This window comes from Ruegeria sp. BC2 (assembly GCF_056539245.1).
Window position 1 is genome coordinate 1,195,844 of sequence record NZ_JBQFUQ010000001.1, and the last position, 24,127, is coordinate 1,219,970.

20 protein-coding genes are annotated in these 24,127 nt (G+C 60.6%); 12 read left to right on the forward strand and 8 right to left on the reverse strand.

The features are described from left to right. Positions 1-6: 6 nt before the first annotated feature. The 8 genes from ACR0CU_RS05900 to cls all read left to right on the forward strand — a co-directional run bounded on the left by ACR0CU_RS05900 (position 7) and on the right by cls (position 9,484). Complete coding sequence (locus ACR0CU_RS05900) at positions 7-954, forward strand: DUF58 domain-containing protein (protein ID WP_170446082.1); 948 nt, start codon at positions 7-9, stop codon at positions 952-954. After that, positions 951-1,424, forward strand: a complete 474-nt coding sequence (locus ACR0CU_RS05905; protein ID WP_170446085.1) for a DUF4381 domain-containing protein — start codon at positions 951-953, stop codon at positions 1,422-1,424. The genes ACR0CU_RS05900 and ACR0CU_RS05905 overlap by 4 nt, the downstream gene beginning before the upstream one ends. Continuing rightward, positions 1,424-2,407, forward strand: a complete 984-nt coding sequence (locus ACR0CU_RS05910) for a vWA domain-containing protein (protein ID WP_170446088.1) — start codon at positions 1,424-1,426, stop codon at positions 2,405-2,407. The genes ACR0CU_RS05905 and ACR0CU_RS05910 overlap by 1 nt, the downstream gene beginning before the upstream one ends. Then, positions 2,404-3,906, forward strand: a complete 1,503-nt coding sequence (locus ACR0CU_RS05915) for a VWA domain-containing protein (RefSeq protein ID WP_170446091.1) — start codon at positions 2,404-2,406, stop codon at positions 3,904-3,906. The genes ACR0CU_RS05910 and ACR0CU_RS05915 overlap by 4 nt, the downstream gene beginning before the upstream one ends. Then, positions 3,903-5,129 (forward strand): BatD family protein, encoded by a 1,227-nt coding sequence (locus tag ACR0CU_RS05920; protein WP_170446094.1) that lies wholly within the window; start codon positions 3,903-3,905, stop codon positions 5,127-5,129. Before ACR0CU_RS05915 ends, ACR0CU_RS05920 begins: the two co-directional genes overlap by 4 nt. A 258-nt stretch (positions 5,130-5,387) precedes the next feature. Further along, positions 5,388-6,998, forward strand: a complete 1,611-nt coding sequence (locus tag ACR0CU_RS05925) for an arylsulfatase (RefSeq protein WP_170446097.1) — start codon at positions 5,388-5,390, stop codon at positions 6,996-6,998. A 75-nt stretch (positions 6,999-7,073) separates the two neighbouring features. Beyond that, on the forward strand, positions 7,074-8,048 hold the full coding sequence (locus tag ACR0CU_RS05930) for an HAD family hydrolase (RefSeq protein WP_170446100.1): 975 nt from the start codon (positions 7,074-7,076) through the stop codon (positions 8,046-8,048). A 23-nt stretch (positions 8,049-8,071) separates the two neighbouring features. Then, the gene (cls, locus tag ACR0CU_RS05935; RefSeq protein WP_170446103.1) at positions 8,072-9,484 is read left to right on the forward strand and encodes a cardiolipin synthase; all 1,413 of its coding nucleotides are present in this window, start codon (positions 8,072-8,074) and stop codon (positions 9,482-9,484) included. On the opposite strand, the gene ACR0CU_RS05940 is transcribed toward cls, so the two are convergent. Continuing rightward, positions 9,481-9,915 carry an ion channel gene (locus ACR0CU_RS05940; RefSeq protein ID WP_170338490.1) on the reverse strand — a complete coding sequence of 145 codons (435 nt, stop codon included), beginning with the start codon at positions 9,913-9,915 and terminating at the stop codon, positions 9,481-9,483. The genes cls and ACR0CU_RS05940 overlap by 4 nt on opposite strands. A 171-nt stretch (positions 9,916-10,086) precedes the next feature. Here ACR0CU_RS05940 and ACR0CU_RS05945 point away from each other — a divergent pair, with 171 nt between their 5' ends. The 3 genes from ACR0CU_RS05945 to ACR0CU_RS05955 are packed head-to-tail and all read left to right on the forward strand — an operon-like array spanning position 10,087 to position 14,169. Continuing rightward, entirely contained in the window at positions 10,087-10,734 is a 648-nt protein-coding gene (locus ACR0CU_RS05945; RefSeq protein WP_170446106.1) for an ABC transporter ATP-binding protein, read from the forward strand. Beyond that, positions 10,731-13,145, forward strand: coding sequence for an FtsX-like permease family protein (locus ACR0CU_RS05950; RefSeq protein WP_170446109.1), 2,415 nt, complete (start codon positions 10,731-10,733; stop codon positions 13,143-13,145). Before ACR0CU_RS05945 ends, ACR0CU_RS05950 begins: the two co-directional genes overlap by 4 nt. Then, positions 13,135-14,169, forward strand: a complete 1,035-nt coding sequence (locus ACR0CU_RS05955) for a lipocalin-like domain-containing protein (RefSeq protein WP_170446112.1) — start codon at positions 13,135-13,137, stop codon at positions 14,167-14,169. Before ACR0CU_RS05950 ends, ACR0CU_RS05955 begins: the two co-directional genes overlap by 11 nt. A 5-nt stretch (positions 14,170-14,174) precedes the next feature. Here ACR0CU_RS05955 and ACR0CU_RS05960 read toward each other — a convergent pair whose 3' ends face one another. The 3 genes from ACR0CU_RS05960 to ACR0CU_RS05970 all read right to left on the reverse strand — a co-directional run bounded on the left by ACR0CU_RS05960 (position 14,175) and on the right by ACR0CU_RS05970 (position 18,293). After that, positions 14,175-14,606, reverse strand: a complete 432-nt coding sequence (locus ACR0CU_RS05960) for a universal stress protein (protein ID WP_170338483.1) — start codon at positions 14,604-14,606, stop codon at positions 14,175-14,177. Next, positions 14,603-17,212 (reverse strand): TRAP transporter permease, encoded by a 2,610-nt coding sequence (locus ACR0CU_RS05965; RefSeq protein WP_170446115.1) that lies wholly within the window; start codon positions 17,210-17,212, stop codon positions 14,603-14,605. The genes ACR0CU_RS05960 and ACR0CU_RS05965 overlap by 4 nt, the downstream gene beginning before the upstream one ends. Positions 17,213-17,324: 112 nt before the next feature. Beyond that, positions 17,325-18,293, reverse strand: a complete 969-nt coding sequence (locus tag ACR0CU_RS05970; protein WP_170338481.1) for a TAXI family TRAP transporter solute-binding subunit — start codon at positions 18,291-18,293, stop codon at positions 17,325-17,327. Between the two features lie 474 nt (positions 18,294-18,767). On the opposite strand from ACR0CU_RS05970, the gene ACR0CU_RS05975 reads away from it, so the two are divergent. Next, positions 18,768-19,757: a hypothetical protein gene (locus tag ACR0CU_RS05975; RefSeq protein WP_170523615.1), complete on the forward strand. Its 990-nt coding sequence runs from the start codon at positions 18,768-18,770 to the stop codon at positions 19,755-19,757. A 23-nt stretch (positions 19,758-19,780) separates the two neighbouring features. Here the strand turns inward: ACR0CU_RS05975 and ACR0CU_RS05980 are convergent, their stop codons facing one another. From ACR0CU_RS05980 to ACR0CU_RS05995, 4 genes are read right to left on the reverse strand one after another with little or no spacing between them, the layout of a single operon-like run. After that, positions 19,781-20,512, reverse strand: coding sequence for an SDR family oxidoreductase (locus tag ACR0CU_RS05980; protein WP_254430257.1), 732 nt, complete (start codon positions 20,510-20,512; stop codon positions 19,781-19,783). 2 nt (positions 20,513-20,514) lie between these two features. Continuing rightward, on the reverse strand, positions 20,515-21,840 hold the full coding sequence (locus ACR0CU_RS05985; RefSeq protein ID WP_170442794.1) for an FAD-binding oxidoreductase: 1,326 nt from the start codon (positions 21,838-21,840) through the stop codon (positions 20,515-20,517). After that, positions 21,837-22,259 (reverse strand): GtrA family protein, encoded by a 423-nt coding sequence (locus tag ACR0CU_RS05990; protein ID WP_170359125.1) that lies wholly within the window; start codon positions 22,257-22,259, stop codon positions 21,837-21,839. The genes ACR0CU_RS05985 and ACR0CU_RS05990 overlap by 4 nt, the downstream gene beginning before the upstream one ends. After that, on the reverse strand, positions 22,256-23,674 hold the full coding sequence (locus ACR0CU_RS05995; RefSeq protein ID WP_170442795.1) for a UbiA family prenyltransferase: 1,419 nt from the start codon (positions 23,672-23,674) through the stop codon (positions 22,256-22,258). The genes ACR0CU_RS05990 and ACR0CU_RS05995 overlap by 4 nt, the downstream gene beginning before the upstream one ends. Positions 23,675-24,127 lie beyond the last annotated feature (453 nt).

Genomic DNA, 24,127 nt, shown 5'->3' on the forward strand with positions numbered 1-24,127 from the left:
AGCCGCGTGTCCCCGACCGCAGCGACATCCCGCGACCCACGCATCCACGTCGATGCCCGCCACCTGCTGAGCCTCGGCGGGCGCAGCGGCGCGCTCAGCCTTCTGCCCCGACAGCCTGCCCGTTCCGTGCTGAACGGCCGCCATGCCTCGCGCCTGCGCGGGCGCGGCCTGAATTTCGAGGAACTGCGCACCTATCTGCCCGGCGACGACATCCGCACGATCGACTGGAAAGTGACGGCCCGAACCGGCGAGCCGCATGTGCGCGTCTATACCGAAGAGCGCGACCGCCCGGCGCTGCTGCTGGTGGATCAGCGGGTCTCGATGTTCTTCGGCACACAAGTCTACATGAAATCGGTGGTAGCGGCCGAGGCTGCGGCCATCGCCGCCCATCGGGTTCTGGCGCAGGGCGACCGCGTCGGCGGTATCGTGTTCGGCGATACCGACCTGGCCGAACATCGGCCACAGCGCCGCCCGGCGGCCTTGCGGCGGTTTCTGTCCTCGCTCGGCGCGCTCAATTGCAACCTGCATGCCGGGCTCCGCCCACAAGCCACGGTCTCGCTGAACCAGGTGCTGCAACAGGCTGCGCGCATCGCACATACCAATGCCTTGGTCTGCGTGTTCTCGGACTTTGACGGCCTGACCGACGGGTCCGAACGGCTGCTGCGCCGCCTGGCCCATTCCAATGACCTGATCCTGTTCGACATCTCCGACCCGATCTCGCGCCACATGCCGCCCGAGCTTCGCCTGACGGTCTCGGACGGCGACCAGCAGATCGAACTGGACGCGTCAGACCGCCAGATGTCGGACCGCGTGACACAGGCGATGGAGCAACGGCTGGCGCAGCTGCAATCCTGGTCGCGCCGATACGGGTTTCCCGTCGTCCCGCTGACCACCGCCGAGCCCGCTCTGGCCCAGATCCTGAGACTGTTCGGCCACCAACGGGGGCGGTCATGACCCCGGACACCGAAGGCAAATCGCTGGTCGAGCTGCTGGACATGCTGAAACCCGCGCCCGAGCCGGCTCCGATTTCCATGGTACCGCAGACCTGGGGCTGGGTTGTTCTGGCAGTGGCACTGTTGCTCGTGGTTGGTCTGATCCTCGTGGCGATCGTGCGGCACCGGCAGTCAAATGCCTATCGGCGGTATGCACTGAAGGAATTGGACCGGTGCCAGAATGACCCGGCCAAAACCGCCGAGATCGTGCGCCGCGCGGCGCTTGTCGCCTTTCCCCGGTCTCAGGTGGCCGGTTTAACCGGTGCCGACTGGACGAATTTTCTTGGCCAAACCGCTGACCTGTCCGGGTTTTCCGCCTCGGCCCTCGGCAATCTGGCGGCCGCCCCATACCGCAAGGGGGTCACCGACCCGGATGCCGCCGAATTGGCGCGGCACTGGATCAAGTCGCATCGGGCCAAGGGGGCGGTCTGATGTTCAGTTTCGCCGCGCCTTGGGTGTTTCTTCTGCTGCCACTGCCGGCACTGGTCTATTTCCTTGCTCCGCCACACCGGCAACGGGTCGATGCCATTCGCATCCCGTTCTTTCGCCACGTCGCCCAAGCGGCCGGGGCCGAGCCGCAATCCGGCTCGGTAACCCTGAGACGGACGCGGATGCAAGCCGGTCTGGCGATCCTGACCTGGGTGCTTCTGGTTCTGGCAATGGCCCGGCCCGAACGGTTGGGCGACCCGATCGTCATCGAGAAATCCGCCCGCGACGTGGTGCTGGCCGTGGACATCTCGGGTTCGATGGACCAGCGCGATTTCAAGGCCGCAGATGGCACGCCCAAGCAGCGGCTGGAGGCCGTCAAGGACGTTCTGCGCGCCTTCATCGCCGCGCGCGACGGTGATCGGATGGCGCTGATCATCTTCGGCACCCGCGCTTTCGTTCAGGCCCCGTTCACCGAGGATTTGCAAAGCCTCAACGGCTTTCTGGATCAGACCGCCGTCGGCATGGCGGGTCCGAACACGGCGCTGGGCGATGCAATCGGGCTGGGCATCCGCACCTTCGAGTCGAGCGAGGTGGACCAACGCCTGATGATCGTGCTGTCGGACGGTGCCGATACCTCAAGCCGCATGACGCCGGTCAATGCCGCGTCGATTGCGGCGGACAAGGGGGTCGTGATCTACACGATTGGCGTCGGCGACCCGAATGCTACGGGCGAAGACCGGGTCGATCTGGACGCGCTGAAGGATATCGCCAACAAAACCCAAGGCCAGTATTTCTTTGCCGACGACGAGGCCGCCCTGACCCAGGTCTACCAACAGATCGACGCCCAGAATCCCCGCGTGGTGGAAACCCAAAGCTACCGCCCGAGGGTCAGCCTTGCGCATTATCCGCTGGCGGCGGCGCTGCTCCTCATCCTCGCCAGCACTCTGGGCTTTCGCCTTTCACAGGGTCGGAGGCGCGCGGCATGATTGACGCTCTGGCCCAGTTCCATTTCCTGCGCCCCTACTGGTTGCTGCTGTTGCTGCCTATTGCCGCTGTCTGGTGGCTGACCCGGCCGCGCAGATCGGGCAGCTCGGACCTGCCTGCAGGCATCGCACCCCACCTCGCGCAGGCACTGCGTCTGGGGGCCGAAGATCAACGGCGGGTCGGTCCGCTGGACCTCGCCCCGCTCGCCGCCGGTCTTCTGACCCTTGCCGTGGCAGGGCCGACATGGTCACGGGCGCCGAACCCTCTGATCGCGGACACCGCGCCGCTGGTGATCGCGCTCAAGGTCACCGACAGCATGGAGGAGGCAGACCTGGCGCCGTCACGGCTGGACCGTGCCAAGTTGAAGATCACCGATCTGATCAACACCCGCGCAGGTGCGCCCACCGCCCTGATCGCCTATGCCGGAACGGCGCACCGGGTCGCACCGCTGACCGAAGACGCCAACATCCTGCGCCCCTTGCTCGAAGGGTTGACCCCGGCGGTCATGCCGGTCGCGGGCGATGCCGCCAGTGACGCGCTGACGCTGGCGCAGGACATTCTGGGCGATCAGATGGGCACGGGCGCGGTTCTCTTCGTGCTCGACGACATCGATCCGCAACAGGTCTCCGCGTTGGGGCGATCTGATACATCGTTGTTTTTTCTGACAATGCTTCCGAATGGCCGCCAGATCCCGCAACTGGACGGCCTGCGCAGCGCCACGATCGCTCCCTTCTCGGGCGACGACCGTGACATCACCCGGCTGAACCGCGGGATCACCCGCAGTTTTTCCGCGGCCTTGGGCGAGGATGACCGCGTCGATTGGCAGGACCGCGCCTGGATGCTGGCCTGGCCCGTCGCCTTGATCGCGCTGCTGTGGTTCCGACGCGGCTGGGTCATCCGCTGGGGGTTTGTGGCATTGCTGTTTCTGCCACCGTCCGGCGCGCGCGCAGACGGTTGGCGGGACTGGTTCCTGACCCCGGACCAGCAGGGCCAGATCGCCATGAACCGCAAGGACTACGCCGCCGCCAGCACGCTGTTTCAAGATCCGTATCACCGAGGCTACGCCCAGTTGAAAGCCGGGCAATATGCCGAAGCCTCCGAGACCTTTGCCCAGCTGTCCACGCCCGAAGCAGCGTTTGCCGAAGGCATGGCCCGCATCCGAAATCGAGAGTATCGTCCGGCCATCGCAGCCTTTGAAACCGCGCTGGAGCGCCGCCCGGACTGGCCGGAGGCCGCGTACAACCTGACCGTCGCCCAGGCCATTCTGGCCGAGGTCGAATCCACCCGCGAGCAATCCGATACCGGCGAGGAAGCAGGCATCGGCGCTGATGATGTGGTGTTCGACAACGAAGCCGGTCTGGGCGCGGACACCACGCAACAGGCCGAGACCGGGGACGCCGCACCCCTGTCGGCCGACCAGTGGATCAGCGCCATCGACACAGACATGCAGGACTTCCTGCGCAGCCGGTTTGTTCTTGAAAATCAGGAGCGTTCCCAATGAGGTACTTCGCGCTCTTGATGCTGCTTCTGTGCCCCACTGAGGTTCTGGCGCAAGCAACAGACATCCAGCCCCGCGTCACGATCGAAGTGCCGCCGGATCCGACAATCGTCGGCCAGCCCGCCATCGTTCGCCTGAAGGTGCTGGTACCGACCTACATGCCAAATCCGCCGGTCTTTCCATCGCTTGAACAGGAGAACCTTCTGGTGCGCTTGCCCGATCGCGCTTCGGGGCCGGTCAGCGAGAGCGTTGAAGGCGAAACATGGTCCGGGGTGCAGCGCAGCTATCGGCTGTATCCGCTGGCCCCCGGCACGTATGATTTCGCCGCGGCCGAGGTGCAGGTGACATTTGCCGATCCCGAAACCAACGATCCCGTTCAGGTCTCGGTTCCCCTGCCCGCCGTTCGCCTGACAGTCGAGGTTCCTGACGCAGCCCGGGGATTGGATCCCCTAATAATCGCTGACGGATTCGAACTGTCTCAGGAGATTGAGGGCGATACCAGCCTTCAAACCGGAGACGCACTGACCCGCACCCTGACGGCAAAGATCACTGGAACGCCCCCGATCATGATCCCGCCTTTGTTGCCCCAGATCGAGGACCCGTTGTTGCGAGCCTACCCCAATGAACCCCGATTGACGGAAACCGAAGACCGGGGCGTTTTGTCCGGCCAGCGCACCGACCGCGTGACCTATGTGGCCCAGGACGGCGGACAGACCCAATTGCCGGCTGTCGAGATCGATTGGTTCAACCTCAAGACCAACAAGGTTGAAACTGCGCGCGCCGATTCCGTCGACCTCGTTCTTGCGCCGCCGCCTTGGCAGCCTCCGGACCGGGAAACCGTTCTGCAGCTGGTCGGCTATTTCTTCATTGGGGTCGTGATATTATGGTTTGTTTTTCGCAAACTACATCCGGTTCTTTTGGCACGCTGGGCAGCGGCCAGGCAACGCAGGCTGGCCTCGGCAGCGCATGCCTTTTCGGAACTCAAGCAGGCTGTGCGCCAACAAGACTTGGCCCGTGTTTATCAAAAGTTGGAAGTCTGGAAACGGCGACTGGCCGACCCGCCAGACACTGCTGAATTCGAGGCTTCTCTGGCCGAAATCGGCGCGTCCAGATATGGCGGCGGCGATCAACAAGCGGAAAACTGGAGCGAGGTCCGCGATTGCCTTGACCGTATCGCCCGCCCCCTAGGCCACTCTAAATCCGCCTTGCCCCAGCTCAATCCCTGACGCGGCTGCCAATTACTTACCTAACGTCAACCCAATCTGAGCCAAATCCCAGGGCGCTATCTTCAAACATAAGTATTTTTAGATTGGTCTTTGTGATAGTTATCAATCGCCTAGAGGGGCTTGTCTTGATTCCCCCTTTTTGCCGAACCGCCTGACCTGCGAAGGGCGTGTTGAATGATTGACGGATCGGGGGACGCATTTTCCCCTTTTTGACTTTCCTGCAAGGCCGTTTTTGCCTGACCACATAAGGAGAAAAAGATGTCATCACAGGGAAATTTAACGCATCTATGGCGCAGAGGACTGCGACGATTGGCAGTTGCTACGATTTCTGTCGCGCTGGCCGCGCCGGCCTGGGCGCAAGATCAGAAACCCAACATTCTGGTCATCTGGGGCGACGACATCGGTCAGTCGAACATCTCGGCCTATACCAAAGGCATGATGGGGTACCGTACACCCAATATCGACCGGGTCGCGAATGAAGGTATGATCTTCACCGACTATTATGGTGAGCAGTCCTGTACCGCAGGGCGGTCGTCTTACATCATGGGTCAGTCAGTGTTCCGCACAGGGCTGTCGAAGGTCGGTCTGCCGGGTGCCGATCTTGGTATGCAGGTCGAAGATCCGACCATTGCTGGTTTGTTGAAGGACCACGGCTATGCCACCGGTCAATTCGGCAAGAACCACCTCGGCGACAAAGATGAACATCTTCCGACAAACCACGGATTTGACGAGTTTTTCGGAAATCTCTACCACCTGAACGCGGAAGAGGAACCCGAAAACGAAGACTATCCGGGTGACACCGTTCTGCCCGATGGCCGGACTTTCCGCGAAGCCTTTGGTCCCCGTGGCGTCATCAAGTCCAAGGCCGACGGAACCATCGAAGATACCGGACCGCTGACCAAGAAGCGGATGGAAACCGTGGATGAGGAAACGGTGGCTGCGGCAATCGACTTCATCAAGCGGGCCCACGAGCAAGGCCAGCCCTTTTATGTCTGGTGGAACGGAACGCGCATGCACTTCCGCACCCATGTCAAAGACGAGATGCGCCAGCAGGCCAATGACATGACCGGTCGTGTGATGGACGAATACTCGGCCGGCATGATCGAACATGACATGCATGTGGGCCAGCTGCTCGATCTGCTGGACGAGCTGGGCATCGCCGACAACACGATCGTCCATTACTCGACAGACAACGGACCGCACTACAATACGTGGCCCGATGCTGCTTCCACGCCGTTCTGGGGCGAAAAGAACACCAACTGGGAAGGCGGCTGGCGCGTGCCCTCGATGGTGCGTTGGCCCGGCAAGATCGAACCCGGATCGGTCACCAACGAGATCGTGCATCACATGGATTGGCTCCCGACCTATCTGGCGGCGGCCGGAGACCCCGAGATCAAGGACAAGCTGAAGGCAGGCTATTCGTCCTCGGGCATGGGTCGCGACTACAAGGTGCATCTGGACGGCTACAACATCCTGCCGCTCTTGACGGGTGAAACCACAGAAAGCCCGCGCAAGGAGATCTTCTATTTTTCGGATGACGGCGACATGACGGCGCTGCGCTTTGGAGACTGGAAGCTGATCTTCCTGGAGCAGAAGGCCTGGGCCACCCTGCGCGCCTGGATGGAGCCGTGGACCGAACTGCGCGTTCCGATCATCGTGAACCTGCGCCGCGATCCCTATGAACGCGGATATCGCACGTCCAACACCTACTATGACTGGATGATCGACCGCGTGTATTTCCTGGTGCCCGCGCAGCAATACGTGGCGAATTTCCTCGCAACCTTCCAGGAGTTCCCGCCGCGCCAGAAGGCGGCGAGCTTCAGCCTGGATCAGGTGATGGAAAAGATGCTGACGCCGACCAACAACTGATAAAGGTCGGTTCTACTCTCGAGGGTCGCCGGCTTGATCGGCGACCCTCATTTCTTTGATGCGAAAGGATATTTCATGTTCCGCCTGATCTTCTCAGCCGCCGTTTTCGCGTTGCCTGCGGGCCTTGCGGCGGACCCTCTGCCCAGTTGGACCGACAGTCCGGCCAAGGAACGGATCATCGCCTTTGTCGATACGGTGACGACGCCGAACTCGGACGGCTATGTCACCCCTGCAGACAGGGTGGCGGTGTTTGACAATGACGGAACGCTCTGGGCCGAGCAGCCGGTCTATTTCCAGTTCATCTACGCCATGGATGAGTTGGCCGAGATGGCGCAGGACGATCCCTCGGTCCTGACCACGCCGACCTTGGAGGCCGCGGCCAAGGGCGACGCCGAAACCGTGCTGAAGGGCGGTGAAGATGCCTTGATCGAAGTCGTCAGCGCCACGCATTCGGGGCTCAGCGTCGATGCGTTCCAGGCTTCCGTCGCCGAATGGCTTCAGACGGAACGCCATCCCGATACGGGGCTGGCCTATGACCAGATGACGTATCAGCCCATGGTCGAACTGCTCCGGTATCTGCGTGACGAGGGGTTCACGACCTACATAGTTTCGGGCGGAGGCCTGCATTTCATGCGCGTGTTCGCCGAGGACGCCTATGGAATACCGCCCAACCAGATTTTGGGAACCTATGCGGACAGCACCTACGAAATTGTTGACGGCACGCCCACGATCATGAAGGCGCCCGCGCTGGCGTTCATCGACGATAAGGAGGGCAAACCGATCAATATCGAGCGTACGATCGGGAAACGACCGATCCTGGCGGTCGGGAACTCGGACGGTGATTTTGCCATGCTGGAATGGACTACCGCTGGCGACGGGCCGCGGATGGGCGTTCTGATCCACCACACAGATGCCGAACGGGAATGGGCCTATGATCGCGACAGCCACATCGGGCGGCTTGTCGACGGGCTGGACAAAGGCCCAGAAATGGGCTGGGTTATCGTGGATATGGCCAAAGACTGGTCCCGGGTTTTCACCGGCTCGAACTAAAGCGCGGAAAGGTCGGCACACATATGTGGACATTCATCGCCTCGCTGTCCGTCTTTGCCATCTACTGCGTCGCGGTTTTTTTTGCAGTACGGGCCGCTCAGACGGCGCGCACCCCGCAGGGCGCCGTGGGATGGGTGGTGTTTCTGCTTTCCGCACCGTTTCTGGCGGTGCCGTTATACCTGTTCCTGGGACATCACCGGTTCAAAGGGTATCGGATCGCCCGCAAGGAAAGCGAGCGCGTGGTCGAAGGGATCCGCAGCTTTGCCGATCACTCAAAACCCGATCCCGCGACGCTGACCGTCAATCCGCGCCCGTTTGAAGCGCTGGCTCACCTGCCCCTGTCCCGCGGCAACGGGGCCGAACTATTGATCGACGGAGAGGCGACGTTCCAATCCATCTTCCGCGCGATCGATGCGGCCAAAAACTACGTCCTCATTCAGTTCTACATCGTGCGCGATGACGCGCTGGGGCTGGAACTGCAAGACAGGCTGATCGATGCGGCCAAACGCGGGGTCAGCGTCCGGTTCATGACTGACGCAGTAGGCAGCTATGGCCTGCCGTCCTCATACTTGGAGGAGCTGCGCGCGGCCGGTGTGGATGTCGCTGATCCACGCGACCAGCGCGGGCCGAAGTTCCGGTTTCAGTTGAACTACCGCAACCACCGCAAGACCGTGATCATCGACGGCGAAACCGGGTTCATCGGCGGGCACAATGTGGGCGTCGAATACCTGGGGCAGGATCCCTATTTCGGCCGCTGGCGGGACACCCACATCAAGATGACCGGCCATATCGTTCGTCAACTACAGCTGATTTTTACCGAGGACTGGCACTGGGCTCGCGGAGAAGACCTGATTGACGTGCTGGACTGGGCCGGATCGGAATCCGATCAGGACATGAACGCGCTGCTGGTCGCCACCGGACCGGGCGACGCGACTGAAACGGGGTCCTTGATGTTCTTTTCCACGATCGCTGCGGCACAGGAGCGGTTGTGGATCGCATCACCTTATTTCGTGCCGGATATCGACGTGATGACGGCACTGGAACATGCCGCGCTGCGCGGCGTCGATGTCCGCATTTTGGTGCCGGACATGATTGACCACCGCCTGCCCTGGTTGGCCGCCTTTGCCTATTTCGATGAAATCCGGGATTCCGGCGTGCGCGTGTTCCGCTACACCGACGGGTTCATGCACCAAAAGGTCATTCTGGTGGACGACACGTTGGCCGCAGTTGGCACCACCAACTTGGACAACCGCTCGTTCCGTCTGAATTTCGAAGCGATGGCGCTGTTTTTTGACAGCCGGGCAGCCGCTGCCGCCGAGGACATGCTGAAGACCGATTTCGAAGCCAGCTACGAAATGACCAGAAGCCTCGCCCAGCAACCGCCGCATATCCGCTATGGCGCGCCTTTGGCGCGGTTGTTCTCGCCGATCCTCTAGGTCAGGAACCGTTCCTGGAACACGCGCGTCATCAGCGCGACCATGAATGCCGTGGAAAGACCGAAGGCCAACAATCCGGTGACCGAGGCGAAGGCCCCGAAAATCCGCAACCCTTCGCCCAATACAATGTCGCCATAGCCCAGCGTCGTGAAGGTCACGAGCGAAAAATACAGGGCCGAGTTCCAGTCCGGCAGGACATCTCCCATCACCCAGACGATCGCCCAGATCCACACCTGGATCGTATGCGTGGCCACGATGACTGCCAGCGCCAAGGCGATCGGGCCTGCCGTGGGCAGAAAGGTTCCCTGCCCTTCCCACCTGTCGATCACCTTGCGCACCATGATGGTGCACCATGTGAGCAGCCCGATCTCGATCAGGAAACACAGCCCCAGATAGAAGCTGCCCCAAAGGATCTGCTGCGACAATGTCATGGTGATACCCTGCATCGGCCCGGAAACTGAAACTGCACAATGGCGGCTCTGCCCTCAAGGCACAAGGCCGGACAGCGGGCAGTCGTGCGACGAAAAGAACCGAAACTTTTTGAAGGCTGGACAGCGGATCGGCGCGCCGCACATTGTAGAGCGCACTAGGTGAGACTGATCATGTTGTTGGAAATACAGAATATCCACAAAACCTACCCGCGCGGGCGGCCTGTCCTGAACGACGTATCGTTGTCGCTGGAACGCGGTCAGACGCTTGCCATCACCGGCGAAAGTGGCAGCGGCAAAAGCACGTTGCTGAACCTTGCCGGCGCGCTGGACAGTTTTGACAGCGGTGAGATCGTTCTGGATGGCACGGCATTGTCGCGACTGGACGATCGCGGCCGCGCCTTGTTAAGGCGCGAAGACGTGTCCCTGGTGTTCCAGCAATTCAATCTTATCCCGTCGCTGACGGTTGCGCAGAACCTGTCATTTCATGCCCGGCTGGCAAACCGAGTTGACCCCGAGTGGGTCGCGCATCTGACCGCGACGCTCGGTCTCGCCGATTTGACCCAACGCTATCCCGAACATCTGTCGGGCGGACAGCAACAGCGGGTCGCGATTGGCCGGGCCCTTGCCGTCCGGCCCAAGCTGCTGCTGGCGGACGAGCCGACGGGAAACCTGGACGAGACTGCAAGCGCGGCGGTTCTGGAGCTGATGCTGTCCTTGGTTGCGGATACCGGGGCAGCCCTGCTGTTGGTGACGCATTCGCCCGTGATCGCAGCCCGGCTTGACCGAACGGCGCACCTTGCAAACGGGCGGATCGCATGACTCGCACAGTGATCCAGGCCCTCTGGTCGCATTGGCGTTGGCACCGTATCCAACTGGCCACGCTGCTGATCGGAATCGCGCTTGCGACAGGCCTTTGGTCGGCGGTCCAGGCTATCAACGCCGAAGCCCGTGCCAGCTATGCGCGTGCCAACCAACAATTGGCGCTTGGGCAGATGGAGATGCTACGGCATCCATCCGGCCACATTCCTTTGGAAACATACGTAAATCTGCGTCGCGCCGGATGGCAGGTCGCGGCCGTTCTGGAAGGTCGGTACAGGGTTGGGGACCGATCGGTTCTTTTGACCGGAGTGGACCTTGTCTCCTACCCCCCGCTTCCGGCGGTAACGCAACTGGAACAGGAAGAGGCCCCACCCGACCCGGCGACCATGCTGACCGCGCCCGGCCGACTGCTGGCGCCACCAGACTTGGTGCCAATGCTGCAGGATCGGCCCGATCTTCCACCGGCGATCGCCAGCACTGCGCTTCCCCCCAATGTGGTTCTGACCGATATCGGCGTGGCTGAAACGTTGCTGAACAAACCGGGTGAGATTTCGCGACTTGCCATCCTGCCCGATCAGCCTCGCGGCATTGCGCCCCTGTCCCAGGTTGCGCCGGAGCTGAATCGCCAGCGCCCTTCCAACAGCGTCGACACTGCACGCCTGACCGACAGCTTCCACCTTAACCTTTCCGCGTTCGGCCTGCTGTCCTTCGCCGTAGGGCTGTTCATCGTGCACGGAACGGTTGGGCTGGCCTTTGCGCAGCGCCGTGGAATGGTCCGCAGTCTGCGCGCGATGGGTGTCCCGATGGGTACGCTTTCCCGCATCATTCTGGCCGAACTTTTAGGTCTGGCTTTGATCGGTGGATCCATGGGCCTGCTGCTGGGTTTTTTCCTGGCCGGAGCGTTGTTACCCGATGTCGCCGCAACCCTGCGCGGGCTCTATGGTGCACCGGTGGATGGTCAGTTGCAACTGAGGGTCGGTTGGGTGCTGGCCGGGCTGGGTATGTCCATCACAGGAACCCTGGCAGCCAGCGGATACGCCCTGTGGCGTCTGGGCCGAATGCCGGTATTGTCCGGCCCAGGCTTGCAGGCATGGCGTGGCCGCAGCACACGAGCCGTCGTGACCGGACTGGCGGGTGTTGGGCTCGCTCTTGGCGGGGTCGTGATCTTTCTTCTTTTTGACGGATTGGTCGCTGGCTTCGCTCTGATGGCAGGCATTCTGACCGGCAGCGCCCTTTTGCTGCCTCTGGTTCTGTCCAGCATATTGCACCTGTGCGCGGGGCGCGCCCGTGACCCGGTTCGGCAGTGGGTGCTGGCCGACATGCAGGCCCAGTTGCCGGGCCTGTCGCTTGCGCTGATGGCCCTGTTGTTGGCCCTGGCCGCCAATATCGGTGTCGGAACTATGGTGTCCAGCTTCCGGCTTACCTTCGTCGGCTGGCTGGACCAGCGCCTGATGGCCGAGCTGTACATCACGGCAAAGGACTCGGATCAAGGTCTCGAGATCGAGACATGGCTGACCCCGCGCGTTGACGCAGTCCTACCGATACGGAATGTGGAGCTGGATCATCCAACAGGCCCGCTGTTTCTGTACGGAGTGGTCGATCACGCGACCTACCGGGACAACTGGCCCCTTGTCGCCGCTGCCCCGGACGTATGGACCAAGGTTCTGTCCGACGGCGCCATCCTGATCAACGAACAGCTGGCCCGCCGTGCTGACCTGTGGCCCGGGGATTCGATTGCGCTCAACGCCGATCACACTCTGGCAATCGCTGGCGTCTATTCCGACTACGGCAATCCGACCGGGCAAGGGATCGTCTCAATGGACCTGTTCGGCAGGGTCGCGCCAAATGCCGAAAACCGACGGTTTGGTATTCGCATCGCTCCGGAGCGCGTAGATGAGCTGGCGGCGGATCTGCAGAACAGGTTTGATCTGGACCCCGGCGCGATCATCCGGCAGGCCGCGGTGAAGGCGCAGTCCATGGCGATCTTCGAAAAGACATTTGTCGTGACATCCGCGCTGAACATCCTGACGCTTGGCGTGGCCGGCTTCGCCATTCTGACCAGCTTGCTTACGCTCTGGACCCAGCGGCTGCCTCAGATCGCTCCGGTCTGGGCAATGGGGCTGACGCTGTCGCATTTGTCCAAACTGGAACTGGCGCGGAGCATGGTTCTGGCTTTCCTTACCGCCTGCCTCGCCTTGCCGCTGGGTCTGGCACTGGCTTGGATTCTGCTGGCCGTCATCAATGTCGAGGCGTTTGGATGGCGGCTACCCATGCACCTTTTCCCGTCGTCATGGGTGCAGCTCATGCTGTGGACACTTGTGGCCGCCGCCCTTGCCGCGGCGCTGCCCGCCTTGCGTCTTCGGCGGGTGCCGCCGGCCGATTTTCTGAGGGTCTTTGCCAATGAACGCTAAACTACTCGTGTGTGCGCTGTTCTGGCCCCTTGCGGCAATGGCGCAGGGGTTTGCCGGTTTGGGCGGTTCAGCCGACGGGTTTGACGTACCACAACCAGAGTACCAGTTCGAATTCCCCGCCGACCACGGCCCGCATCCGTCCTATCGGATCGAATGGTGGTACCTGACGGCCAACCTGACCGGGGAGGACGGTCGGGACTACGGCATACAGTGGACTCTGTTTCGCTCTGCCTTGAAGCCATTTGAAACCGCCGGTTGGCAAAGCCCACAGATCTGGATGGGCCATGCCGCGCTGACAACTCCGGAACGCCACTTTTTTGCCGAGCGCCTGTCTCGTGGTGGAATTGGTCAGGCCGGTGTCACAGCCGACCCGTTCGAAGCATGGATCGACGAATGGCGCATGGCAGGACCAACGCTCCAGAGCCTGACCCTGACTGCAAACGGAGCCGATTTCGGGTACGACCTGAACCTGTCTGCTTCGGGGCCGCTGGTCTTTCATGGTGAGAATGGCTTTTCCGTGAAATCCGCTGATGGGCAAGCCAGCTACTATTATTCGCAGCCGGGCTACGCCATCCAAGGCACGCTGCATCTGCCCGACGGCGAGGTAGCGGTCACCGGGAACGGATGGCTGGACCGAGAGTGGTCTTCGCAGCCTTTGGCCGCCGATCAGTCAGGGTGGGACTGGTTCTCACTCAGTTTCGAGGACGGCGACAAGTTGATGGCGTTTCGCCTGCGCGGCGGACGTGGGGACTACACCTCGGCCACCTGGATCAACGCGGATGGTTCCAGCCGTAGTCTGCCGGACGGGTCGGTTTTCTTCACGCCACTGGAAACCAGCCGGGTCGCGGAGCGCGATGTTCCGACGGATTGGCGCGTGACCATCCCGGGCGAGGATCTGGATATTCGCGTCCAAGCTCAGAATACCCAAGCCTGGATGGGGACGGGCTTTCAGTATTGGGAGGGACCGGTCACCGTGTCAGGCAGCCACAAGGGGCGCGGCTACCTTGAGATGACCGGGTACTAGCGGGTTTAGCGGACCACGTAGACCGAAACGTTCGAGTGGCGCACCACTCGCGCCGCGTTCGGTCCCAGCAGGTAGTCCTTGAAATCCGGCTTGTGCGCACCGATCACGATCAGATCGCTGCCGGCACTTTCGGCGGTCTTCAGGATCTCCTGATAGGCCGTGCCGGTTGCAACGACATGGCGGATCGTGGCGTTGCGCTCCGACCCGACTGCATCGACACACAGCTCAACCAGCTTGTCATGCGCTTCGTGCTGCGCCTTGTCGTGGAAGTCGGGCCGGAAAAAACCGGACACCCAGCTTTCACCGAAATCCGGCAGTACGGTCACCACGTCCAGCTGCGCCCCGTCGAGATCGGCCAGTTTCGCGGCGATTTTCAGGACAGGAGCATCGATATTGCCGTTGCTGATATCAACGGCGCACAGGACGGATTTTGTCATGCGGGCACCTCTTGTCTGGCGGCACGGCCGCGTTGCAGGAAGGCGATCAACCCCAGCAGCAGCATGGCCGGGATATAGATCAACTGTTTTGGCGGCTGGCTGACCGGCAGATCGGCGGATGCGATACGCACCGGCTCGTCCGCGTAATAGTCGAAATTGGCCAGGTCATCGGCGATGGGCGCGCCGAACATAGGTTCGTCCATCTTCACCAGGCCATCTTCCTCGATCAACAAAAAGCCCATGGCATCAACACGCGCCGCACCATCAGGTTCGGACCCCACGGTGACGACGACCGTGGTCTCGGTCATGTTGCCGGTGTCGAAATCCGGACCACTGACCACCACCCGCACGTCGGTGCCGGGTTCAGCCTCACCAATGGCCTGCACGAATCCGGCCGGCTCGACCTCGAGGTGCGAGGGCGAGATGCGATCCATGAAATAGTCCGGCCGGAACAGCGCGAAGGCGATCGCAATCAGCGCAACGCTTTCGTAGATTCGGCTGTGGGTGAGGAAGTAGCCCATCGTTCCGGCCGTGAACACGAGGATCGCAATCGTGGCGAATATGGCCACTATGATCCCCTCAACCCAGGTGACATCGATCAGCAGCAGGTCGGTGTTGAAGATGAACACGAAAGGCAGCGCCACGGTACGCAGGCTGTAGAAGAACGCAGTGAAGCCGGTCTTGATCGCGTCACCGCCCGATACGGCGGCCGCAGCAAAGCTGGCCAGACCCACAGGAGGCGTCACGTCGGCCATGATGCCGAAGTAGAACACGAACAGGTGCACCGCGATCAGCGGCACGATCAGGCCGCTTTGCGCGCCCAGTTCGACCACAACGCCCGCCATCAGCGAGCTGACGACGATATAGTTTGCCGTGGTCGGCAGACCCATGCCCAGGATCAGGCTGAGCAGCCCGACCATCACCAGCATCAGGATCAGATTGCCGCCGGACAGGAACTCGACCAGATCGGCCATCACCTGCCCCACACCGGTCAGGGTCACGGTACCGACGATAACGCCGGCCGTGGCCGTGGCCAGCGCAATGCCGATCATGTTGCGCGCGCCGTCGATCAGGCCCTGCCACAGATCGGCAACCCCATCGACAAAGGAGTTTGCCAGATCGCTTTGACCCCGGAAAATCGCCTTGAGCGGTTTCTGCGTTAGCAGGATCACGAACAGCAGCGCGGTTGCCCAGAAGGCCGACAGACCCGGCGACTTCTGTTCGATCATCAGGAAGTAGACCAGAACGATGATCGGCAGCAGGTAATGCAGGCCGGCCTTGTAGATCTCGGAGATCACCGGCAGCTTCACTTCGGTCGCGTTCGGGTCATCGGGCTCAAGGTCGGGAACCTGAGCCGCCAGGTACAGCAGAGCAACATAGACGGCGCACACCGCCAGGCTCAGGATCAGACCAGCGCTGGACGGCGCCCAGCTTGTGACAGCATCCACCGGGAACTGCGAACCATAGCAGAGCCCCGCAAACACCAGGAAGAACATCAGCATCCCCACGACCGTCCGCGCCAGATGCACGTCGCGGTCGCCCAGAGTGGGCATGTTCCGCTTCACGGCCTCGAGATGGACGATGTAGACCAGCGCAATGTAGGAAATCGCCGCCGGAAGGAAGGCGTGGGTGATGACCTCGACATACGAGATGCCCACGTACTCCACCATCAGGAAGGCGGCGGCGCCCATCACGGGCGGCATGATCTGGCCGTTGACCGAACTTGCAACCTCGACCGAGCCGGCCTGCTCGCTGGTAAAGCCTACGCGCTTCATCAGCGGGATGGTGAAGGTGCCGGTGGTGACGACGTTGGCGATGGACGAGCCCGAAATCAGGCCGGTTGCGGCCGAACCGACAACGGCGGCCTTGGCCGGACCGCCGCGCAAGTGACCCAGCGCGCCGAAGGCCATCTTGATGAAGTAATTCCCTGCCCCGGCCTTATCCAGCAAAGCGCCGAACAGAACGAAGAGGAACACGAATTTCGTCGAAACACCCAAGGCGATGCCGAACACACCCTCGGACGTGATCCACATGTGGCTCATCGCCTTTTTCAGGCTGGCGCCCTTCCAGCGGATCACTTCGGGCACCCACTCGGACGAGCCGAAGAACACATAGGCCAAGAAGATCGTCGCAATGATCGCCATGGCGGGGCCAAGCGCGCGCCGGGCGGCTTCGAACAACAGGATCAAGCCACCGAGGGCGATCCATTTGTCGACATCATCCGCCAGACCGCCCGCATTGACGATCTTGTCATAGAAGAAATAACCGTAAAGGGCGACACCGGCCCCCAGAACACCCATGATCCAATCCTGGATCGGAATGTAGTTTCGCGGACTGGATTTAAGCGCTGGATAAGCCGCGAAGGCCAGGAACATCGCGAAGGCCAAATGAAACTGACGCGCGTTGTTCACAACGCTGCCGGGCAGCACGTAGTTGGCAATCGGTGACGCCAGAACGACTTGAAAGATCGACCAGATCGCGGCCACGATCGCCAGGAACAAGCCGACATTGCCAGCCGGGTCCCGCGCCCCCGCATCCGAGGATGCGACCAGTTCCTGTAGTTCTTCTTCGGATAACGGACGATTGCCCTGTTGATCAGCGCTCATCAAATGTCTCCCCGTCCAACGGCCGGTTTCCGGCGCAGTTTTGGTATTACCGGCCTCTCACCGGTTGAAAACGAGGCGCGAACAGCGCCTCGTTTCTGGACTTGAAGGTGGATTACTGGATCCAGCCTTTTTCTTTGTAGTACTTCTCGGCGCCCGGATGCAGCGGAGCCGACAGACCGTCCTTGATCATTTCCTCAGGCTTGAGGTTGGCGAAGGCCGGGTGCAGCTTTTTGAAGTCGTCGAAGTTCTCGAAGACCGAGCTGACAACCGCGTACACCGCATCGTCAGACACGTTTGCCGAAGTCACGAAGGTCGCGCCCACACCGAAGGTCTGGGTGTCAGCGTCCGAACCGCGATACATGCCGCCGGGGATGGTGGCCGTACGGTAGAACGAGTTGTCGGCAACCAGCTTGTCAACGGCTTCGCCGCTGACGTTCACCAGAACCGAGTCGCACGCAGTGGTGGCTTCCTGGATCGAACCGGACGGGTGGCCGACAGTGTAGACCATCGCATCGATCTGGTTGTCACACAGCGCGGCCGACTGTTCGGCGGCCTTCAGCTCGGTTGCCAGTTCGAAGTCATCCGTGGTCCAGCCCAAGGCTTCCATCAGAACTTCCATGGTGCCGCGCTGACCCGAACCGGGGTTGCCGATGTTGACGCGCTTGCCCTTCAGGTCTTCGAAGTTCTTGATGCCGGAATCAGCACGCGCCACCACGGTAAACGGCTCGGGGTGAACAGAGAATACGGCGCGCAGCTCTTCGAACGGGCCGTTTTCCTCGAATTTCGAGGTGCCGTTGTAGGCATGGTACTGCCAGTCGGACTGGGCCACACCGAATTCCAGCTCGCCTTCGCGAATGGTGTTGATGTTGTAGACCGATCCACCCGTCGATTCGACCGAGCAACGCACGCCATGTTCTTTGCGGCCCTTGTTCACCAGGCGGCAGATCGCGCCACCGGTGGGATAGTACACGCCGGTCACACCGCCGGTGCCGATGGTGATGAATTCTTCGGCATAAGCCGCCGGAGCCATGAGGGCAGCGGTCACGACCGCGCCGAGGCTGAGCTTGCTTTTCTTGATCATTTAGGAACTCCCAAGATTCTTATTGTGGACGGAAGACAGGCCAAAGGCCCCTTGTCCGGGGGACGAGCCATTATGACAATCCGCATGAGCAGGCAACGGATGAGCTCAAATTTTCCCGAATTCTCCCAACAGTCACGATGGTTTGTTGCCCGTACCGCTGTTGTCAAGCGTTATGCGCCCGACCCCGGCGCCGGGACGCACATATGACGTAGAACCCGAAAATTTCCCCGGCTTGACCCCGCAACTATGGGTGTCGCACCGTGTTGACCGGTCCGCGGCGCGTCAAGTATGATCTCTCAGGTCGCTGAGTTCGAAGATTTTTTGTTTTCTGACAATCGGTTATTTGTTTTTTTCCTGTTCGTGTGAGTTCACAGCGTGATTGGTTATTCTTCTTTGCAAAGCAAATCGTCATCAATCAGCGAGTTCCGCTGGCATTTGTTTCTGGCGCTGGTCTTTACGGTCGCCGCCGGAGAGATGTTTTTCGACACATATCGCGTCGTTTACTTCGGCGCGGTCTCTTTCGACGACTATTCCCACTACCTGCTGTATCTTCTGGATGAAGAGCGTGGCCGCGTTCCCCCTTCGCCGCATGTTTACCGCATAGGCTCGGTCATACTTGCGCTGCCGTTCTACAATCTGCCGTTCGTGTCACTGTCTACCGGGTCAGGAGAAGTCTTTCTTCCTGACAGCGTTGCCGACGCCAAGGCTCTGGCCGCGATGTGTGCCGCCAACGTCTTCTACCTGGTCCTGACGGCGCTTCTGGTTTACGCCTATTTGCTGCGGCGTGTTGGAACCACTGCGCAATGGGCATTCATCGGCGCCGCGTCAGTTCTGTTTCTGGGGCAGTTTCTGGCGCTGGAAGGCAATGACGGCATATCGGTCTTTCCATTGACGGTGGCCCTTTTGTTGGCTGCCGAGAAGAAATGGAAGTGGTTTGTTCTTACCGTGTTTCTTGGCGCGTTCATCAATGAAAAGATCATCATCGTGACGCTTCTGATCTTTGGTCTGCGCGCATTGGTAATGATGTCCTTGCGCAGCGACGAGGCCAGGGTCACGGCCGCCCTGTTCTGCCTGTTCGTTGGATTTCTGGTTGTCATTACCGCATTTCCGTTTTCCGGCGTGAACGACAATCAGAGACAGGTTGGGCAATTCATCACCAGCGCGCTGTCCACGCTGAAAGGCAGCACAAGTGTCAAAGGACTGTATCTGAATGTCTGGCCGTTGTTGGTTCTGACCGCCTGCTGGTGGATTGCCGTAACCGGTCAGGCTGCAAATCAGGTCCTGCGCCGGACGGACGTTTTGGCGCTGCTGGCGTTTTTCTCGCTCATCGCCATGTTGAACGTACAGTTCAATATCGGTCGTCTGGTCACGTATTTCATGCCGTTTTTTGTCGTGGGCTGCATTCAGGCCCTCGCAGCCAGCGACAGCCAGCGCGCGACTACGCCCAGAGACGGTAATGGGTGACCGGTTCACCCGGCAACGCGAGGTCAGATGCTGAGCTTCTTGAACACCGGCTCGGGGATGTTTCGGATGATCGCCATGATCAATTGCCAAATCGGCTTGACGTAGATTACGTTCCGACCGCGCTCGACCGCCCGGGCCGTTGCGGCTGCAACCTCGGACGGCTGCGCGGTCAGACGCTCGGGCAAGTCCATTCCTTCGGTCATCTGCGTGTCGACGAACCCCGGAAGAACCGTCACGACATGCACACCTTTCTTGGCGAGCCGGTTGCGCAACCCTGACAGATATGCGGTCAGGCCGGCCTTGGCTGATCCGTATACATAGTTGGTCGCCCGGCCCCGATCACCAGCCACGGAACTGACACCCACGATCGTGCCCGATCCGCGCTCTTCGAACCGGTTGGCAAAGGCTCCGAGGATCTGAGCCGGCCCTTCGAAGTTGCTGCGCATCACCAGAGAAGCCGCGGCGGCGTCCCTTTCGTTCTCGGCCTGCTCGCCCATGTACCCGACAACGCAAACGACGATGCCCGGCAATTCAGGCAACGCATCGATGAACCCATCGAAGCTGTTGGCTTCCAGAACGTCGAACTCGTGCAAGGTTGCCCCTATACCATAGCGCAGTTCGATATCGGCCTTGTCGGCCTCGAGCGTCTCAGCATTCCGGGCGGCCAGCTGGACCGGGTGCCCCCGCTCGGCAAACTCATGAGCGATGGCCTTGCCGATATCCGACCGGGCACCAAGAACGAGAACGGGTTCCATTGTCATATTTCAAGCCTTTCTGACTGGGCCGAGCGGAACCGGTCCCGCCAACCATTGACGTTGCGCGCCTCGCGGAATCGGGTCACGCGATCGTCTGATCTGTTCAAAGTATTGGCCGACATCCTGCTGTCTTTGGCCAGGTAGAACCGTCCACCATGTTCCAGAGTTATCCGATCCAGCTTGTCCATGAGAATGAGCGTTTTATCGGAAATCGGGAAATCTAGCGCCAGCGTGTATCCCTCCATGGGGAAGGAAAACGGACTGTCCTGCGGGCCGAACCGTTTCAGCACGGACAGAAACGAACCCATGCCCTTGCCAGCGATGGCTTGCAAAAGCTCGGTCAGGCCGGCGCGTGAACGATGAATAGGCAACGCGCATTGAAACTGGGCAAAGCCGCTGCGACCGTAGATACGGTTCCATCCCAATATGGCGTCCAGCGGATAAAAGAACGTATCCCAGTTCACCAGCTTGGTGTCCCCGTTTCGAACTCCCATCCAGTAGTAACCGGCGTTGAATGCCCGAACCGTATGGCGATTCAAGGCAAACGACGGCAGATCCATCGGAACGGATTTTTTGCGCTTGGTCGGGCAGATCAGGGGTTGCCGGGCATACCGCCCCGGCAGGTCCGAGACCGCAGCGTGTTCTCCCAGCATCACCAGAGACCGCCCCAGGTTTCGGCCTGTGGACAAGCAGTCGATCCACGCGACCGAGTATGTTGCATCCTGCGCGGCCTCGAATGCATTCATCGCATCCTGAAGGCTGGGTGCGGCTATGGTCTTTTGCTTGATCCAACCTGACTCGACCGGCTGCAACCGAACCGCCGCCCGCACGATGATCCCGGTAAGGCCCATGCCGCCCAAGGTGTGATCGAACAATGCGCTGTTCGACGCGCGGCTGCATCGGGTGATCTCCCCGTCATCGCCCATGACCTCAACCCATTCGACGCAATGGCGGAAACTACCGACACGGTGGTGGTTCTTGCCATGAACATCTGCGGCGATGGCACCGCCGATCGTGACGAATTTGGTGCCCGGTGTAACGATCGGAAACCAACCCCGAGGCAGAAACGCTGCGATCACGTCGCCCAGCAGAACCCCCGCCTCGGCAACCAGCACTCCGGTCTGGTTGTCGAAGGACACCATCCTGTTCAGATGCCGGGTATGTACGGTTGTCGTGAGGCCAATTGCGCTGTCCCCATAGGCGCGCCCATTGCCGCGCGCGATCACATCTGGTCCTTCCCGCACGACCGATCGAAGGCTTTCGACGCTGCGCGGCGCAATCACTCTGGTCTCAAGAACGGGGTACCTGCCCCAGCCGGAAAGCCTCATGCCCGCGCCTCCGCCGAGCCGGTGTTGAATACGAAGCGCTTATCCAGATGGTACTTGATCACGTAACCCACCGTCAGCCCGATAACCGCGCCAACCTCGCGCATTAGATCGGTTTTCCAAACCACCCAAAAGGCCGTCTCGGTGCCCCAAAAAATTGCGGTGGTGACCACACCCATCGCCGTATACAGCGAAAATTTCTGACCGTGGGCCTTCAGTCCCGTCTGCCGGTCATAGAAAATCCAGTGCTTGTCGAGGGTATATTTGACCACAAGTCCGACAAGTGTACCCGCAAACACTGCAGCCGCGAAGTACCAGCCACCCTCGCCAAGCGATAGGACTGCGCGCTGCGCAGCGAGGTTCAAGGTCATCGCCACGATGGCAAAGGCGGAATAGCGCAGAATCAACCCCTGAACCGTCACAGCATTGACCCCGCGACAACGAACAGCAGAATTATGGCAAAGCAAAGCAGGCTGACAGGGTCCTTGGCCGCGTAGATCACGGGATCATCGTGCATGTTGCCACGATGCGTAATCATGACGGTCCGGGTGATCCAGAACAGCAGGACCGCACACACGCCCCATAGGGCTTGCGGGTAGGAGTAGAGCTGCACCACCGCCGGCGAGCTGACATAGAGTGCCATCACCAAAACGGCGACATAACCCGCGCTGACGGCGATCATGGAGATAATCGGAAGGTCATCCACGTGATAGCCGCGCCCGGTTGCCGACAATTTACCGCGCGCCGCATAGTCCACCAACTCGGCCTGCCTTTTGACCGCCGCAAGCGACAGGAACAGAAACATCGAAAATGCAAGGAGCCAGACTGAAAGCTCCAACCCTGTTGCCGCTCCACCCGCCACGATCCGGGTCGTGTAAAGGCCGGCCAAGACACAGATGTCGATGACCAACTGGCGCTTTAGATACAATGAATACCCGGTCGTCAGCGCATAATACGCCACCATCACCAGGAAAAAATCCAGCCCGACCATGGCTGCAATGACCGAGCCTGAAATCAGCAGACCGGCAGCCATCCACGTTCCGGACGAAATCGGAATGCTGCCCGAAGCAAACGGCCGCGCGCGTTTGCGCGGATGCGCCCGATCTGCTGCAAGGTCCAGCAAGTCATTCAGGACATAGACACTGGATGCGATCAGGCTGAACGATATGAAAGCCAGCAACGACAACCAAAACACCTGCCCCGTCAGTTGATGGGCCGCCAGCATCGGCAAAAAGACCAGAAGGTTCTTCATCCATTGATGCGGACGCAACGCCTTGAGATAGGCCTTGGCGGTCACTTCGTGTGTGTGCAGATGCTCGACCTTGGGTGCGACCGCTTCCGCTTGTTTCGCCAGTCCCGGCCCCGCGTTCACGGAGACCGCCAGATTGGCCCTTCGCCACACCGCAAGGTCGGCGTGGGAATCGCCCATATAGGCGTATCCGCCCGGACCAAAGCGTTCGTCCAGAAACTCGGCTTTGTTTTCACCTTTCAGGTTCAGCGACCCGTCGGAGCCATAAACCTCGTCGAAAATACCCAGATGGGCTCCGATGCTTTGGGCAATGCCCTCATCCGAGGCCGTCACAAGAGCGGTCTTGCCGCCATCAGCGCGCCATTTCTCGACGTATTCCACCACCTTGGGATCATAGGGCAACGAGGTGACGTCAATTTCGGCCTCTTCGGCCAGGTAACGTTTCAATGAAGCGCGTCCACCCAACAGAGCCGCGGCGGAGTGAAACGGGCTGCGCCAGTTCCGTCCGAAAGCCGACCAAAAGCTTTCGTACAGCATGTCACTCTTCAAAAGAGTGCCATCCAGATCTACCACAAGGATTTTGCACATAAATCAACCAACTATATTCATTACCCGGGACGGGGAACTATGAGGTCCGTTATTGCAAAGCTCAAAAGGCATGGCAACTGCACAGCCGTGCCCGCCAACCCTTCTCGTCATAGCCTGCTTCGATATCACGTCAGTGCCTGTCACGGCTCATTGTTTCACCAATTTCTATGGCCAAATGATGGCGTCACGGCCTGTCCCGGTGAGGCTGTACCATAATCGCGTTCTTTCAATCGTTTGACAGCTCCGCACCCAAAGCGGCCGTATTCATATTGCGCGAGCTTCAAGGATCACGTCACTCTGGAATGCGCCCACTTCAGCGCCCAGTCACGCGCGGATACGCTGCCAGAGACACCGTGCAACGGAGACACAGACGACCCTTGTTGTAGCTATAGTTGACGATTTGGAAACTCTACCGCCGCACCTGATATTGCATCGAAGACGGTCCAGATCCTG

Bases quoted from the DNA above. Each gene is read 5' to 3' on its own strand.
- ACR0CU_RS05910 (WP_170446088.1), top strand. From the start codon at position 1,424: ATGTTCAGTTTCGCCGCGCCTTGGGTGTTTCTTCTGCTGCCACTGCCG.
- ACR0CU_RS05960 (WP_170338483.1), bottom strand. From the start codon at position 14,606: ATGACAAAATCCGTCCTGTGCGCCGTTGATATCAGCAACGGCAATATC.
- cls (WP_170446103.1), top strand. From the start codon at position 8,072: ATGTGGACATTCATCGCCTCGCTGTCCGTCTTTGCCATCTACTGCGTC.
- ACR0CU_RS05905 (WP_170446085.1), top strand. From the start codon at position 951: ATGACCCCGGACACCGAAGGCAAATCGCTGGTCGAGCTGCTGGACATG.
- ACR0CU_RS05930 (WP_170446100.1), top strand. From the start codon at position 7,074: ATGTTCCGCCTGATCTTCTCAGCCGCCGTTTTCGCGTTGCCTGCGGGC.
- ACR0CU_RS05955 (WP_170446112.1), top strand. From the start codon at position 13,135: ATGAACGCTAAACTACTCGTGTGTGCGCTGTTCTGGCCCCTTGCGGCA.
- ACR0CU_RS05940 (WP_170338490.1), bottom strand. From the start codon at position 9,915: ATGACATTGTCGCAGCAGATCCTTTGGGGCAGCTTCTATCTGGGGCTG.
- ACR0CU_RS05915 (WP_170446091.1), top strand. From the start codon at position 2,404: ATGATTGACGCTCTGGCCCAGTTCCATTTCCTGCGCCCCTACTGGTTG.
- ACR0CU_RS05985 (WP_170442794.1), bottom strand. From the start codon at position 21,840: ATGAGGCTTTCCGGCTGGGGCAGGTACCCCGTTCTTGAGACCAGAGTG.
- ACR0CU_RS05965 (WP_170446115.1), bottom strand. From the start codon at position 17,212: ATGAGCGCTGATCAACAGGGCAATCGTCCGTTATCCGAAGAAGAACTA.
- ACR0CU_RS05975 (WP_170523615.1), top strand. From the start codon at position 18,768: ATGTTTTTCGACACATATCGCGTCGTTTACTTCGGCGCGGTCTCTTTC.
- ACR0CU_RS05945 (WP_170446106.1), top strand. From the start codon at position 10,087: ATGTTGTTGGAAATACAGAATATCCACAAAACCTACCCGCGCGGGCGG.
- ACR0CU_RS05925 (WP_170446097.1), top strand. From the start codon at position 5,388: ATGTCATCACAGGGAAATTTAACGCATCTATGGCGCAGAGGACTGCGA.
- ACR0CU_RS05950 (WP_170446109.1), top strand. From the start codon at position 10,731: ATGACTCGCACAGTGATCCAGGCCCTCTGGTCGCATTGGCGTTGGCAC.
- ACR0CU_RS05920 (WP_170446094.1), top strand. From the start codon at position 3,903: ATGAGGTACTTCGCGCTCTTGATGCTGCTTCTGTGCCCCACTGAGGTT.
- ACR0CU_RS05995 (WP_170442795.1), bottom strand. From the start codon at position 23,674: ATGTGCAAAATCCTTGTGGTAGATCTGGATGGCACTCTTTTGAAGAGT.
- ACR0CU_RS05970 (WP_170338481.1), bottom strand. From the start codon at position 18,293: ATGATCAAGAAAAGCAAGCTCAGCCTCGGCGCGGTCGTGACCGCTGCC.
- ACR0CU_RS05980 (WP_254430257.1), bottom strand. From the start codon at position 20,512: ATGGAACCCGTTCTCGTTCTTGGTGCCCGGTCGGATATCGGCAAGGCC.